This window comes from Parafrankia sp. BMG5.11 (genome assembly GCF_004337455.1).
Map to the genome: position 1 here is coordinate 78,323 of NZ_SJXI01000004.1, position 14,624 is coordinate 92,946.

Below are 14,624 nucleotides of genomic sequence, written 5' to 3' on the forward strand. Positions count from 1 at the left end.
TCAATCCGAGGTTCGCCCCATCCTTGACCACTCGGTCGGCAAGTACGAACGAAGCAGGTAAAAGGCCAGGTCAAAGCCAGTTCCCCACGTCTGGCAGGCAACACGCGGCAAATTTCGCCTGATCCCATACAGACAACACCAGCACTACAGAACATCTTGACCACGAAAACCGCGACGGGTGGGCCGGTCCCGTCACGGCGGCAATTTCGCGGGTCTGGAAGCATCCTTCCCCGTGCGAGTTTCTGGATTCCGTCGCCGTTCCGTGACCACGAGCGTGTGTGCTGTCGCCCTCCTATGCGGGCTAACCGCGTGCGCCGACTCGGACGACCAGTCGGTCGGGCCGGCCCCAACCGGAACCGGAGCGGTGGGCGCATCCCGGTACAGCACTCCGCTGAAGGGGAGCTGCCCGGATACCGTCACCGTCCAACAACCATGGTGGCCCGGCGCCGACCAGGGGTTCCTCTTCCAGCTCCTCGGGCCGAACCCCACCATCGACAAGGACTCCAGCCGCATCACCGGCCAGCTCGGCGGAACCGGTGTGACGCTTGAGATCCGGGCCGGCGGCCCGGCGGTGGGCTTCCAGCCGGCTTCCTCGCTACTCGCCCAGGACGACGACATCCTGCTCGGCGACATCAGCACGGACGAGGCGATCCAGAACTCGGCCAAGGCGCCGTCGGTGGCGGTCTTCTCGGTGTACGAGAAGAACCCGCAGGTCCTGCTGTGGGGAAACCCGGACTGGAACTTCACCAGCGTCGCCGACATCGGCCGGGAAGGCGCGACGGTGCTGGTCTCCGCGAGCCAGGTCTCCTACCCCGAGGTGTTCGAGCGGGAAGGCATGCTGAACAAGTCGCAGATCGACACCTCCTACCAGGGTAGTCCGGACCGCTTCGTCGCGGCCGACGGTAAGATCGTGCAGCAGGGGTTCGTGACCTATGAGCCCTACCAGCTCGAGCATGACGTCAAGGCGTGGAACAAGCCCGTCAAGTATCTGCTCCTCGACAAGGACTACCCGGTCTACCGGTCGCAGCTTTCCATCCGGCCGGACAAGCTCGCGGCCAACCGCGACTGCCTCAGCAGGCTCGTGCCACTGTTCCAGCAGGCGCAGCGTGACTACATCAACGATCCCGAGGCGACCAACCAGCTCCTGCTCAAGGTCCTCGACTCGCTGAACACCAGCGGGTTCACCCTCTCCCCCGAGCTGCTCGCGAACACCAACGCCCAGCAGAAGAGCCTCGGCCTGATCGCCGACGGCAGCGACGGCGTCCTGGGCAGCTTCGACACCGCGCGCGTCCAGACCCTGATCGGCCGCCTCACCCCGGTCTTCGAGGCCAAGGGCGACAAGCTGAAGCCGGGCCTCGCCCCGAAGGACCTGGCCACCAACGAGTTCCTCGACCGGTCGATCTCCCTGAAGTAGCCGAGAAGCAGCCAACCAGGAATCCGCGGTGGTCCCGAACCAGGGTTCGGGACCACCGCGGATTCCGCCCGCCGACGCCCGCGACCACCGCGCGCAGGGAGCCGCCCCGTGAACAGCCCCACCGACGACCACCCGCCAGCCACGTTCGACACCAGCAGGCCACAGTCGGCCCGGGTCTGGAACTACTGGCTGGGCGGCAAGGACTACTTCGAGGTCGACAGCGAGTACGGAGACCGCTACGTCGAGCTGTACCCGGACATCGTCGAGATCGCCCGGGCCTCCCGGGCCTTCCTCGGTCGTGCGGTCCGCCACCTGACCGGCGACGTGGGCATCCGGCAGTTCCTCGACATCGGCACCGGCCTGCCCGTCACCGGAAACACCCATGAGGTCGCCCAGTCGGTCGACCCGCGGTCCCGCGTCGTGTACGTCGACAACGACCCGCTGGTGCTGGCGCACGCCCGCGCCCTGCTGACGGGCAGCCCCGAAGGGGCCACCGCCTACCTCGACGCCGACGTGCACGACCCCGAGACCATCCTGGCGGGCGCGGCCGAGACCCTGGACTTCAGCCGCCCGGTCGGGCTCATCCTCATGGGGATCATGGGGAATGTGGTCGACCTCGACGAGGCATACGCGATCGTGCGGCGGTTTCTCGATGCCGTGCCATCGGGAAGCCATCTCGTGCTCAGTGACGGCACCGTCGCCGACGGAGAGGTCCACGCCCTCAGCGAGGGATCCGGCGGGCACGGGTACTACAACCGGACGCCCCAGGAGATCGCCCGGTACTTCGACGGTCTCGAGCTGCTCGAGCCCGGCCTGATCTCGACCCCGCTCTGGCGACCCGCCCCGGGCACCACCCCCACTGCGCTGGACTCGTTCTGCGGTGTCGCGCGCAAGGCGTGAGCGCCATCAAAGAAGGGGAGACATTCTCGGACGTTGATCACTTACGGGGGACAGGATGGTAGACCAGCGGAACCGCGGGCCGGTCGCGCTGCGGATCCTGCTTGGCGGCCAGCTTCGCCGGTTCCGGGAGGAGCGGGAAATCACCCGCGAGGCGGCCGGGTATGCGATCCGGAGCTCTGACTCGAAGATAAGCCGGCTGGAGCTGGGGCGGGTCGCGTTCAAAATTCGCGACATCGAGGATCTGCTCACCCTCTACGGGGTGGATGACGAGGCCGTGCGCGCCCCGTTGCTCGCCCTGGCCCGGGAGGCCAACCAGCCCGGCTGGTGGCGCGCCTTCGCCGCCGTCCTGCCGGACTGGTCCGAGATGTACCTCGGCCTGGAGACCGCCGCGACGCAGATCCGGGCCTACGAGGCCCAGTTCGTCCCGGACCTGCTCCAGACCGAGGACTACGCCCGCGCCGCCATCGGCCTGAACAGCAGCCAGTTCGCGGCTCCGCCCGGAGAGCTCGAACGCCGGGTCAGCCTGCGGATGCACCGGCAGAAGATACTGACCCACCCGGAGGATCCCGCCACGCTCTGGGTCGTCCTGGACGAGGCGGCCCTGCGGCGCCCGGTCGGCGGGCCGCGGGTCACCCGCGCCCAGATGAAGCACCTGCTCGCGGTCTCCGAACAGCCGAACGTCATCATCCAGGTGATGCCGTTCGCCTTCGGCGGCCACGCCGCGGAAGGCGGCACCTTCAGCATCCTGCGCTTCGCCGAGCCGGAGCTTTCCGACCTCGTCCACTGCAGGTACCTCACAGGTGCGGTCTACCTGGAAAAGCCAGCCGACGTGCTCCGGTACTCGGAGGTCATGGGCCGCATGATCGTTGACAGCACACAGCCCGGAGAGTTCGCCGACTATCTGCAGCGAATCCTCGCCGAGGAATAGCCGCGCGCCGTCCTGACCGCCTTTCGTGGTGCGCCGGTCCACGAGCCTGCCCGGCCGGTCACGGCGCCGCGGGCGCGCCGGCGGCGGCCACCGCGTCCGACAGGTTGACGGTCGGATGGCCGATGAGCCGGCTCAGGTCGCCGGTGTCGATCTGGAGCCGTCCCGCGCCGATCGCCCGGTCCGCGTCGGCGAGGACGCGCGCGACGGGCCCGGGCAGACCCGCGCCGGTCAGGACGGCCTCCAGCTCGGGCTGCGTGACGTCGCGGTAGACGATCGGCTGGCCGGTGTGCTTGGCGATCTGCTCGGCCAGCTCCGGCAGGGTGAAGGACGTGTCGCCGCCCAGCTCGTACACGGCGCCCTCGTGCCCCTCACCCGTCAGGACGGCGGCGGCCGCCTCGGCGTACTCCGACCGGGCGGCCCCGCTGACGCGGCCCTCGCCGGCGCAGCCCACGACCGCGCCCACCTGGAGGTAGACCGGGAGCTGGTCGGTGTAGTTCTCGAAGTACCAGCCGTTGCGCAGGAAGGTGAACGGGACGCCGAGCGCGCGGATGCCCGCCTCGGTCCCCCGGTGGTCCTCGGCCAGCAGCATGTCGGTGGTGTCGGCGTACGGCGCGCTGGTGTAGACGACGAGGGACGCGCCGGCGTCGCGCGCCGCCCGGGCCGCGCCCACGTGCTGCTCGACCCGGCGGCCGAAGTCCGTCCCCGACACGATCAGCGCCTTCTCGGCCCCGGTGAACGCCGTCGCGAGCGAGGCCGGGTCGTCGAAGTCCAGGCGGCGGACGTCCACGCCCCGCTCCGCCAGCGCCGACAGTGCGTCGACATTGCGGGTGCCCGCCACGATCCGCCCCGCGGGGACGCCGCGGGCCAGCAGGTTCTCGACGACGAGCCGGCCGAGGTGACCGCCGGCTCCGGTGACGACGATGGACATGGGTCCTCCAGTGGTGGGTGTGGTCGAACAGCGCCGTCTGCGCCCACCAGGACCCTCTCGCGAACACTTTCCTGCGCATAGTACCCACCTTCAGGTAAGGTACTGTCTTCATGGTTAGTAACCAGGTCAGCGACCAGTTCGGCGGGCTGCGGGCCCTCTTCGCGGACGGCTTCTTTCCCCGCGACTGTCCGACCCGGACGGTCCTCGACCACGTCACGAGCCGGTGGGGGATCCTCGTCCTGCTCACGCTGGCCGGGCGGACCCTGCGCTGGGGGGAGCTGCGCAGAGCCATCGAGGGCGTGAGCGAGAAGATGCTCGCCCAGACGCTGCGCACCCTCGAGCAGGACGGGCTCGTCCACCGTGAGGCTCTCCTGGTCATCCCGCCACACGTGGAGTACAGCCTCACCGGTCTCGGAGACGACCTGGTCACCCGCCTGGCCCCCCTGGTGGCCTGGATCGCCCGGCACGCCGACGAGATCGTCACCCGCGCGACGCCGTCCACACCGTGATCCGGCCGGCGCCGGCGGTGCCGCCGACCGCCAGCCACCAGCCACCGGCCACCAGCCACCAGCCACCAGCCACCACGAAGGGTCGTCGTCACCGGTCCCGCAGCACACCGGTGACCAGGGTGTCCATGAGCGTCAGGCCGCCGCGGGTCATCACCGAGGCCGCGTGGAACTGCATGGAGGCGAACCCGGCACCCCGCAACGCGTGCACCTCGCCCGTGGTCAGGTCACGGGCCACCTCGACCGGTCCGACTCCCGGCCCGCCCTCGAGCAGGTCACTCGGATGAATCGCGACGAAGGTGTTGTAGAAGTACACCGGCTCCAACTGGCCGAACAGATCGGCGGTCCGCCGCACGCCCTGGTTGGGAACCGCCATCCGGATTACCGGTAGGCCGAGCAGGTCGCAGAGCACCTGGTGGCTCAGGCACACCGACAGGAAGGGCACATCCAGGTTCAGCAGGCTCCTGGTGACAGCCCGCAAGCTGGCGATCTTGGGATCCGCGCCGTCCAGTGGATCGCCCGGCCCGGGGCCGAGGACGACGAGGTCGACCCCCTCGATCTGGTAGGGCTCGTCGAAGCGGCGGACCGTGACGTCGAATCCGAGGGCGCCCAGCTGAGCCGCCCCCATCGCCGTGAAGGTGTCCTCCGCGTCCACGATCAGCAGGCGGCCCCGGTCGCGCGGACGAGTCTGCGCCGGCGTCAGCCAGAACGGCGCCAGCGGGAGGTTCCGGCTCGCCAGCGCCGCCCGTACCGCCGGATCCTCGCCGAGGGGGGCACCGGGGCGACGTGGACTGGCCGCCCGCGGCCCGGCGGCCGGTCCACGTGCCCGCCCTGTCGCGGTGGCCTGTGGCGCCCGCTGCCCGGACACCGGCCGTACGGACACCGGCTGGTCGGCCACCGCGGGCCCGCTCGAGGGCGAGGACCGACCGAGCCGGACGACGGGGCGACGCAGCGCGTGCAGGAGGCCGGCCACCTTGGCGCGGGTCTCGTCGGTCTCCGCCGCCGGGTGGGAGTCGCGCACCAGCGTGGCGCCGACCCCGACCCGCATCCGGCCCGTGCTGTCGACGTCGGCGGTGCGGATCAGGATCGCGGAGTCGAGCCGCTGGCCGCCGAGTGCGTCCCAGCCGATCAACGCGGCCGCCCCCGCGTAGTAGCCCCGCGCGGACGGCTCGAACTTCGCGATGACGTGGCAGGCGCTCTGCAGCGGGCTACCCGTCACCGTCGGGGCGAACAGGGTCTCCCGCAGGATCTCGCGCACGTCGCGGGAGCTGCGCCCGACGATCCGGTACTCGGTGTGCGCGAGATGGGCCATCTCCTTCAGGCCCGGGCCGACGACGCGCACGTCGTCGCAGACCCGGCTCATCATCTTGAGCTCCTCGTCGAGGACCATGTACAACTCGTTGGTCTCCTTGGTGTCGGCGAGGAACTCCAGCACACCGGCCACGCTCGGCCCGCCGGGCGGATAGCGGTACGTGCCGCTGATCGGGTTCATCACCGCGGTGCCCGCGTCGAGGCTGACGTGCCGCTCCGGGCTCGCGCCGACGAACGTCCGGTCGCCGGTGTGGATCAGGAACGTCCAGTAGGCCCCGAGTTCGCCGGCGAGCAGCCGGCCGTAGAACGCCAGCGCCGTCCGCACCGACCAGTTGTCGACCTGGAGCATGTACGTGCGCTTCAGCACGAAGTTGGCGCCGGCGCCGAACCCGATCTCCTCGGCGAGCACCCGGCGGACCAGCTCGGCGTACTCGTCGTCACCCAGGTCGAAGTACCCGTCGCCGACGTCGATCGGCCAGTCCTGGACGTGGCGCAGGACGTCGTCGACCGGTATGCGGTGCTCGCCGGTGACGGTCATCGCGAGCAGCGGCTCGCCGTCGTCGTGATGCTCGTACCCTCGCTCGCCGATCAGCCGGTACGGCAGCAGGGCCAGGGTGTGGTAAGTGCCGGGCGGCCCGTGGGCCGGGATCGGCAGGTCCGCAGTGCCGGCGATCTCCGCGAACGTCCCCCGCAACAGCTCGACCTGCCCGGCGGGGCCGCTGTCGGGCCGGTGCAGCAGGGCGAACGCCTCCGGTCGGGCGTCCTGCGCGTCGAGGAGCTCGGCAAGCCCGGCCGGTTCGCTCCGCTGGGACGGGATGCTCATCTCCGCTCCTCACCGCCCCCGTTCGCCACGGCGAACACGCCCGCCGGCGACCCGGCCGAAGCGGCCGACCCGGCCGCCGTCGCCGACGCGGCCGACGCGGCGCCGGAGGCGCCGAGCCAGCCCAGGACGTCGGCCGCCACCACGGCGGCCCCGCACCGGATGGCGACGTAGTCCAGCGCCATCCGGTGGAACTCGGGGGTGAAGTCGGCCACCGCGTCGGCCACGACGAAGGCCTGGATGTCGTTCGCGAACGCGTCGGCGGCGGTGAGCAGCACTCCGACGTGCGCGTACACACCACAGATGATCAACTGGTCACGACCCGCATCGCGCATCAGCTCCAGCAGCGGCGAGCGGTGGAAGGCGCTGGCCCGCCACTTGGTGAGCACGGTGTCGGCCGGGGCAGGCTCGAGCTCGTCGGGAATGCCCCGGTCGCGGGCCTGTGCGGTCATTCCCGGCCCCCAGAAGTCCGCCAGGAGCCCGCGGTCCCGACTACTCATGCCGCCGGGCTGCGCCGAGTACATCACCGGAATCCCGAGCTGTGCGCACCGCTCACGCAGCGCGCGCACGTTGTGGACGAGGTCGGTGTGCGGCTGCGCGCCACGCGCGAACGGTGCGAGGAAGTAGTGCTGCATGTCGTGGATGAGCAGGACGGCACGCTCGGGTTCGACCCGCCACGACGCGATGTTCGCGGGCAGGTCGGCCGGGGTCGGCATCGGATAGGACTCGATCGGAGTGATCCCCATGACCGCGGTCCGTTCCTTTCTGCGCGTTTCCGCGCGGCGATCGCCTTCGTGCGACGGTCAGGCGCCGAGCGTGGCTCCGCCGTCGACGGTCAGCTCGTGCAGGGTGATCTGGGCGGCCCGGTCGGAGAGCAGGAAGAGCACCGCGTCCGCGATCTGGTCGGGCTCGGCGATCCGTCCGGTGGGAATACCGAGGCGGAAGGTCGCCGCGGTGCCCTCGATCGACGCACGCTCGGCGGCGTCGCCGGCCAGCGCCGTGAGCATCGGAGTGCGCGTCGAACCGGGAGCGACGATGTTGCAGCGGATTCCGTGACCGGCCAGCTCCAGGCCGAGCACCTTGGTGATCATGGTCGCGGCGGCCTTGGACGCCCCGTACGCCGCCATCCCGGTCCGCGGCGTGCGCGCCGCGTTCGAGGCGACGGTGACGATCGATCCGGCACCGCGGGGAACCATCCGGCGGGCCACCGCGCGGCAGACGTGGAAGACCCCGCCGGCGTTCACCGCGAGCGTCTGCTCCCAGTCCTCGTCGGCGAGCGCGGTGACGGCCCCCGTCCGCAGCACACCGGCCGCGTTGACGAGCCCGCCGATGGCGCCCAGCTCCGCCTCGACCTTCGCGACCGCGGCGTCGACGTCGGCGCTGACGGTGACGTCCGCGGCGACGGCGAGCACCTGCCGGCCCGCGCCGGCCAGCTCGTCGGCGAGCCGCCACAGCGGCTCGGCGGAGCGGTCGACGAGCGCCACCGGCGTGCCCTCGACAGCGAGCGCGCGCGCCACCGACGCACCGATCCCGCCCGCGGCCCCGGTCACCAGCGTCACGCCACCGGACGACGGCCCGCCGGGCGCGGTGGAGCCCCCCGCCCTCGGCGTCGTCGTGGTCTGCGCCGTCGTGGTCTGCGCCGTCTTGGTCTGCGCCGTCGTGGTCATCGGGCGGCCTGCCGCATCGCGCGGTCGACGACGTCGGCCGGGACCTTCACCACCCGGGTGGTGAAGGAGGCCAGCGCCGAGAGGTAGCGCGCCTCGAGCTCCCGCTCGTCGACGGCGAGGCTCCTCCCGCCGCGCAGCAGCGTGCGGCCCGCGACGATGACGGTGTCCACGTCGGTGGACCCGCCGAGCCACAGGAAGCCCTCGATCGGCCTGGGGTTGAGCACGTACCGCCAGTCGTCGGCCCGCACCAGCACCACATCGGCCTGGTAGCCGGGCGCCAGGCTCCCGACGCCCTCCCAGCGCAGGCCGCGGGCCGCGATGCGGGTGGCCATCGCCAGGGCGTCGCTGGCGCGCACCTCGGTCTGGTCGGCGCTCATCTCGTTGTACATCTGCCAGGCGGCCCGCATCGTCTCGGCCATCCCGGCGATCGGCATGGCCGCGCCGTCGGTCGACAGCGACACCTCCAGCCCGTCCCGGCGCAGCGCCGGGACGACGGCGGTCTCCGTCAGCGACGACTCACCGGACGGTCCGTACTTGGCCGGCGAGTGGCTGATGTGCACCCCCGCGTCGAGCAGGAGCTGCCGCTCGTCGTCGTCCACGAACGCGCAGTGCGCGGCCATGAGTCGGTCGTTGACGAGACCGAGCTCGGCGAGGCGGCGCACCCCGGTGGTGCCGTGAAAGGTCCGCATCACCTCCACCTCGTTGCGCAGCGCGCCCACATGCGTGGCGAACCCGAGATCCCTCGCGTCGACGAGCTCCGCCATCCCGCGGCCGAGCTCGTCGGTCATGTTGGTCACGTAGGCGATGCTGGGACGGACCCGCAGCAGCCCGGTCGGGTCGGCGCCGACCGTCTTGAGCAGCGACTCGACACCGCTGAGCACCGTGTCGGCGTCCCGGGTGCGCACGAAGCGCGAGCCGCCCGGCGGACAGATCGCGTCCGAGGCCCAGGTGCTGGCGGAGAAGCGGAGGCCGAGCGTCTGAGCGGCGGCGACCATGGATGCGGGCCGGTTGAGCGACCCCATGTCGCCCAGGGTGGTGACCCCGCCGCGCAGCTGGGTCCACATCGAGTACTCGGCGATCGCCTGGCCCTCGTCGGGCGTCATCGCCTCGATCATCGGGCCGAACGAGTCGAACATCCCGGAGATCTGGTGGATGTCGCCGCCGGCGCCCATGAAGACGGCCTTGTCCTCGCGGTCCGACGGCGGGCGCAGCACGCCCCGCATCGGGAACCGCATCGAGAACATCTCGTGCCAGTGAGCGTTCACCAGCCCGGGCAGGACGAGCATCCCGCGGGCGTCCACGGTCTCCAGGCCGGCCTGGATGTCCGGGGTGAGCTCGCCGACCCGTTCCGCGACCTCGGACGCGGTGCTGACCGCGACGATCTCGCCGTCCAGGGCCAGCAGGGCGCCGCCCGGCACGACGCGCTCGGCGTCGTCCGCGGTGTAGACCGTGCCGCCGGTGATCAGCAGGGCGCTCACCGGGTCGCCTCCGTCGACGGGTCGGCGGCGGGCACCAGCTCGGCGAAGTGCTCCAGCCAGCCGGTGAGCGTCGGGGCCGCGACCAGCCGGTCGAAGTCCGCGGGCACGCCCCGGCGCCGCCAGGTGCCGACCAGCCGCATGATCTCCAGGGAGCTCAGGCCGAGCACGACGAGGTTCGCCTCCGGATCGAGATCCGCGGGCGCGAGGCCGAGCGCGGACGCCACGACGTCGCGCAGCGCCGCCTCGTTCGGTACGGGGATGCCGGTCATACCTCAGCCTTCCGTTCGGACGCGGCCGCCGCGGCCAGTGCCAACTTGTCGATCTTCCCGAGCGGGGTGAGCGGGAACTCGGTCACGAACCGGACGGCGTCGGGCAGCTTGTAGTCGGCGACGCCGCGCGCGTGCATGGCCCGCTTGAGCTCGGCCAGCGACGGGGCCGGCCCGTCGACGATCAGGTGGGCGCAGATCCGCTCACCGAGCAGGTCGTCGGGGACGGCGGTCACGGCCGCCGCGGTGACGCCGGGGTGGGCGAGCAGGTGGTCCTCGACCTCCCCGGCGGAGATCTTGTCCCCGCCACGGATGATCATTTCCTTGATCCGGCCCTCGATCACCAGGTCACCGGCCGGGGTCAACCGGGCGAGATCACCGGTGCGGAAGAAGCCGTCCGGGGTGAACGCCCGCGCGTTGTACTCCGGCACCCGGTAGTAGCCGCGCAGCGTGTACGGACCACGGGCGACCAGCTCGCCGATCTCGCCGCTGGGCAGCGGGTCGCCGTCCGGCCCGACGACGAGCATCTCGTCCGCGGGCGAGATCGGGCGGCCCTGGGTGGTGAGCACCGCGTCGGCCGGATCGTCGGGGTGGCTGAAGCAGAGCAGGCCCTCGGCCATCCCGAACACCTGCTGGAGTGAGCAGCCCAGGCCCGGCCCGATCCGGGCGGTGAACTCGCGGGTCATCCGGGCGCCGCCGACCTGGACCAGGCGCAGGCTCGACAGGTCCGCGTCGTTCCACTCGGCGGCCTCCAGCCACAGCGCCACGACGGAGGGGACCATCGCGGTCATCGTCACGCCGTGCCGTTCCACGAGCGGAAAACAGTCCAGCGGGTTCGGGGTGTCGGCGAGCACGGCCGTCCCGCCGGTCTGCAGCGTGCCGATCACACCCGGGCAGCCGAAGGCGAAGTTGAACTCGACGGGCAGCACGGCCAGGTAGACGTCCTCGGCGGACATCTGGCACACCTGGGCGGCCAGCTCGGACTGGTACACGTAGTCGTCGTGGGTGCGCGGGATCATCTTCGGCAGCGCCGTGGTCCCGCCGGAGAGAAGGAAGAACGCCACATCGGACGGGTCGGCCTCCGGAGACAGGGCCTCCCCCGCGGCGGTGCCGGCTTCCCGGGCGGCGGTGCCGGCGGCCTCGACGTCCGAGAGCGCGACGAAGCCGTCGGCACGGTCACCGAACACGAACAGCGTCCGCAACGTGTCGGTCTCCGCCTGGACCTGGCGGGCCAGGGCCAGGTGGTCGAACCGGCGGTAGGTCTCGGGCACCATGTACCCGGTGGCGCCGGACAGCCGCACCAGGTGGGTCAGCTCGGTCGCCCGGTGCGCGACCAGAGAGAACACCGGGATCGCGCCGATCCGGGACAGCCCGAACACGATCGCGATGAACTCCGGGGTGTTCGGCAGCTGCACCACGACGCGCTCGCCGCGCGCGACGCCGTGCGCGGCGAACCCGGCGGCCAGCCGGTCGGCCCAGGCGTCCAGCTCGGCGTAGCTGATCCGGCGGTCGTGGTGGACCAGCGCCGTGCGGTCACGGTGGCGGCCGGCGAGCTCGGCCAGCATCGCGCCCATCGTCTGTCCCCGCCAGATGCCCTTCTCCCGGTAGCCGCGAGCGACCTCCGCCGGCCATGAGGTGCAACCGGGCAGCATCAGACCTCCCACTCCGCCGGCGTCACGGTGATCCGGACGACGGCCGCCCCGGCTTCCATCCCCGTGCTGGCGCCGATCAGCAGCACGTTGTCGCCCGGGCCGACCTGACCGGTGCGCCACAGGTGCTCCAGGCCGAGGAACAGGTCGGCGGCGCCGGTGTGGCCGATGGTGTTCACGTAGTCCCAGGTGTCCTTGTCGGCGGGCAGGCCGAGCGGGACGAGGAACATGGCCTCCAGCGCGGGCCGGCCGAAACCGACATGGCAGACCCGGCTCACCTGCTCAAGGGTGAGCCCGGCCTCCTTCAGCGTGCGCTCGGCTATCTCGGCTACCCGGTCGCCGAAATTCTTGATGGGGGGCGCCTGGCCGGCCGCCCACTGCTCGCGCACCTTCTCGGCCCGCTCGGCGAAGTTCAGCCCGCGGCCCCGGGTGATTCCCGGCGGAAAGAGATCCTCGCCGGCCCGATGCAGGATCTCCATCGACGAATCCGACAACGACCCGACGGCGAGCAGCTCGGCGAATCCGGCCCGGCGCGACACGACCACCGCCGACCCGGCGTCGGCCAGCAGGAACAGGCCCGAGCCACGCCAGCGGTCGACCAGCGGCGTGGAGAAGTTGTCGCCGGTGGTGACCAGCGCCGCGTCGTGGGTCGGGTTGGCGACGAGCCGGTTCGCGGCCGCCTCCACGCCGGCGATCATCCCGAGGCAGCCCTGGCGCACCTCGACCGCGGGCACCGGCCGGTCGACCGTGTTGCGCAGGATGTAGTGCACCGCCGACCAGCCGTCCGGGCCCTGGTGATGGGTGTAGCTGTGGAACAGCACGCCTATGTCGTCCGCGGTGTGCCGGGAGCCGGCCAGCGCCGCCCGGGCCGACTCGATGGCCATCTCCGGGGCCGGAGTCGAGTCACTGACCGCCACGGAGCGCATCCCGGACGCCTTCGCGGCGGCGGAATCGTAACGGCCCTCGGCGACGGCCCGCTCGACCGGTTCCAGGGGCGGCAGATGGCTGCCGATCCCGGCGAGATACAGATTCGTGGTCCTCATCGTTGGATATCTCCTCCACGTGAATCAACTGGGTCTCCTCCGGCTGCCGCCAGCCGGCCGCGAAGAAAAGAAGAACACGACGCGTATTCCGATCTCGTGAGTAGTCACTACTCAAAGATTCTCGGTGGACCCAGCTTCCGGAACCCTTTTCCGGCCGTCATCGGCAGGTTCCTCGCAGCACTCCCGGCCCGCTACTGACGACCGAATTGAGTGCCGGCTACTCACGATCCGGAGCAGGTTCCGGTGCTGTGCTGCTGGACGTCGTCGGTCCATCTGACACGCACCTCGCAACGAACCTCACCCGAACGGGAGTCCCGATGCCGTGGACGCGTCCTGACGCAACCAGCTGGCCCAACCCGGACGAACTTGCCGCCCTGCAACGCGCCGAACTGCCCCGAGTCCTGGCCACCGCGCTGCGCTCGCCTTTCTACGCGGCCCGGTACGCCGGCGGTGAGCCGCCGCGGACCGCGGCCGACTTCGCGGGCCTCGCCCTCACCACCAAACAGGACCTGCGCGACGCCTACCCGTTCGGCATGCTCGCCGTTGCGCGCACGGAGCTCGCGACGTACCACGAGTCGAGCGGCACGGCCGGCGACCCGACCGCGTCCTACTACACCGAGAAGGACTGGACCGACCTGGCGGAACGGTACGCCCGCAAGTGGATCGGCATGAGCTCGTCGGACACCTTCCTGGTCCGCACCCCGTACGCGCTGCTCATCACCGGCCATCTAGCGCACGCCGCCGGCCGGCTGTGCGGCGCCACGGTCGTGCCCGGCGACTCGCGGTCGATGGCCACCCCGTTGTCCCGCATCGTCCGGGTGGTGCATGACCTGGAGGTCACGCTGACCTGGTCCAATCCGACCGAGGCGCTGCTGCTGGCGGCCGCCGCCCGGGCCGCGGGGCTGCGGCCGGAGCGGGACTTCCCGGCGCTGCGGGCGATGTTCGTCGCGGCCGAGCCGCTCACCGCCGCGCGGCGCCAGCGCATCAGCGAGATCTGGGGCGGCATCCCGGTGATCGAGGAGTACGGCTCGACCGAGACCGGCACCATGGCCGGCCAGTGCCCGTCCGGGGCGATGCACCTGTGGGCGGACCGGGCGATCTTCGAAGTCTGGTCGCCGGAGACGGGGACTCTCAGCTCGACCGGGCGCGGCCAGCTGGTCGTGACCCCGCTGTTCCGGGAGGCGATGCCGCTGCTGCGGTACAACCTCGCCGACGAGGTCGAGGTCTCCGCGCGGCCCTGCCCGTGCGGCTGGCCGCTCCCGACCGTGCGGGTGCTCGGCCGGGCGGCGTTCGCCTATCACGTCGGTTCCACCCCCATCACCCAGCAGCAGGTCGAGGAACTGGTCTTCCGGCTTCCCGCCGCGTGCGAGGTGATGTTCTGGCGCGCGGCCGCCGAGCCCGACGTGCTGCGGGTGGAGATCGAGGTGGCGGACGAGGCCCGCGAACGCGCGGTCAAGGAGCTGCGCGCGGCGATCGACCGGGAGCTGGGAGTTCCGCACCAGGTCACCGGCCTGTCGCCGGGCACGATCGTCCCGGCCCACGCGCTGCGGGAGCAGCGGGACATCCTCAAGGCCCGCTATCTGTTCGGGCCGGGCGAGGAGTGGAGCAAGGCGGTCATGTACCAGTGACCGCCGTAGTCGCCCGCGGCCGCGTGCCGCTGTGGCCGGTGACCTCCCCCGGCGTTCCCACCATCTCCCCCTTCCGCGCCGCCCAG

13 protein-coding genes are annotated in these 14,624 nt (G+C 71.4%); 5 read left to right on the forward strand and 8 right to left on the reverse strand.

From position 1 onward, the window contains the following. Positions 1 to 262 precede the first annotated feature (262 nt). From E0504_RS04530 to E0504_RS04540, 3 genes are all read left to right on the forward strand, one after another. On the forward strand, positions 263 to 1,414 hold the full coding sequence (locus E0504_RS04530) for a hypothetical protein (protein ID WP_131622118.1): 1,152 nt from the start codon (positions 263 to 265) through the stop codon (positions 1,412 to 1,414). A 108-nt stretch (positions 1,415 to 1,522) separates the two neighbouring features. Next, positions 1,523 to 2,314 carry an SAM-dependent methyltransferase gene (locus E0504_RS04535; RefSeq protein ID WP_112107207.1) on the forward strand — a complete coding sequence of 264 codons (792 nt, stop codon included), beginning with the start codon at positions 1,523 to 1,525 and terminating at the stop codon, positions 2,312 to 2,314. Positions 2,315 to 2,369: 55 nt separating this feature from the next. Beyond that, complete coding sequence (locus E0504_RS04540; RefSeq protein WP_112107205.1) at positions 2,370 to 3,242, forward strand: helix-turn-helix transcriptional regulator; 873 nt, start codon at positions 2,370 to 2,372, stop codon at positions 3,240 to 3,242. Positions 3,243 to 3,300: 58 nt separating this feature from the next. Here E0504_RS04540 and E0504_RS04545 read toward each other — a convergent pair whose 3' ends face one another. Next, positions 3,301 to 4,170, reverse strand: a complete 870-nt coding sequence (locus tag E0504_RS04545) for an SDR family oxidoreductase (protein WP_112107204.1) — start codon at positions 4,168 to 4,170, stop codon at positions 3,301 to 3,303. 110 nt (positions 4,171 to 4,280) lie between these two features. On the opposite strand from E0504_RS04545, the gene E0504_RS04550 reads away from it, so the two are divergent. After that, positions 4,281 to 4,679: a helix-turn-helix domain-containing protein gene (locus E0504_RS04550; protein ID WP_198541287.1), complete on the forward strand. Its 399-nt coding sequence runs from the start codon at positions 4,281 to 4,283 to the stop codon at positions 4,677 to 4,679. An 88-nt stretch (positions 4,680 to 4,767) separates the two neighbouring features. Here the strand turns inward: E0504_RS04550 and E0504_RS04555 are convergent, their stop codons facing one another. The 7 genes from E0504_RS04555 to E0504_RS04585 are packed head-to-tail and all read right to left on the reverse strand — an operon-like array spanning position 4,768 to position 12,910. Beyond that, positions 4,768 to 6,810, reverse strand: coding sequence for an anthranilate synthase family protein (locus E0504_RS04555; protein ID WP_112107201.1), 2,043 nt, complete (start codon positions 6,808 to 6,810; stop codon positions 4,768 to 4,770). Further along, complete coding sequence (locus E0504_RS04560) at positions 6,807 to 7,553, reverse strand: isochorismatase family protein (RefSeq protein ID WP_071062928.1); 747 nt, start codon at positions 7,551 to 7,553, stop codon at positions 6,807 to 6,809. The genes E0504_RS04555 and E0504_RS04560 overlap by 4 nt, the downstream gene beginning before the upstream one ends. Before the next feature lie 57 nt (positions 7,554 to 7,610). Beyond that, entirely contained in the window at positions 7,611 to 8,474 is an 864-nt protein-coding gene (locus E0504_RS04565; RefSeq protein WP_131622120.1) for a 2,3-dihydro-2,3-dihydroxybenzoate dehydrogenase, read from the reverse strand. After that, positions 8,471 to 9,952, reverse strand: a complete 1,482-nt coding sequence (locus E0504_RS04570; RefSeq protein ID WP_112107197.1) for an amidohydrolase family protein — start codon at positions 9,950 to 9,952, stop codon at positions 8,471 to 8,473. Before E0504_RS04570 ends, E0504_RS04565 begins: the two co-directional genes overlap by 4 nt. After that, positions 9,949 to 10,221, reverse strand: coding sequence for a phosphopantetheine-binding protein (locus E0504_RS04575; protein ID WP_112107195.1), 273 nt, complete (start codon positions 10,219 to 10,221; stop codon positions 9,949 to 9,951). Before E0504_RS04575 ends, E0504_RS04570 begins: the two co-directional genes overlap by 4 nt. Continuing rightward, a complete protein-coding gene (locus E0504_RS04580) occupies positions 10,218 to 11,870 on the reverse strand; it encodes a (2,3-dihydroxybenzoyl)adenylate synthase (RefSeq protein WP_112107193.1) in 1,653 nt (550 codons plus the stop codon). The genes E0504_RS04575 and E0504_RS04580 overlap by 4 nt, the downstream gene beginning before the upstream one ends. Beyond that, positions 11,870 to 12,910: a ketoacyl-ACP synthase III family protein gene (locus tag E0504_RS04585; protein ID WP_131622122.1), complete on the reverse strand. Its 1,041-nt coding sequence runs from the start codon at positions 12,908 to 12,910 to the stop codon at positions 11,870 to 11,872. Before E0504_RS04585 ends, E0504_RS04580 begins: the two co-directional genes overlap by 1 nt. A gap of 317 nt (positions 12,911 to 13,227) precedes the next feature. Between E0504_RS04585 and E0504_RS04590 the strand changes: the two genes are divergently transcribed. Beyond that, positions 13,228 to 14,538 (forward strand): phenylacetate--CoA ligase family protein, encoded by a 1,311-nt coding sequence (locus E0504_RS04590; protein WP_112107251.1) that lies wholly within the window; start codon positions 13,228 to 13,230, stop codon positions 14,536 to 14,538. Positions 14,539 to 14,624 lie beyond the last annotated feature (86 nt).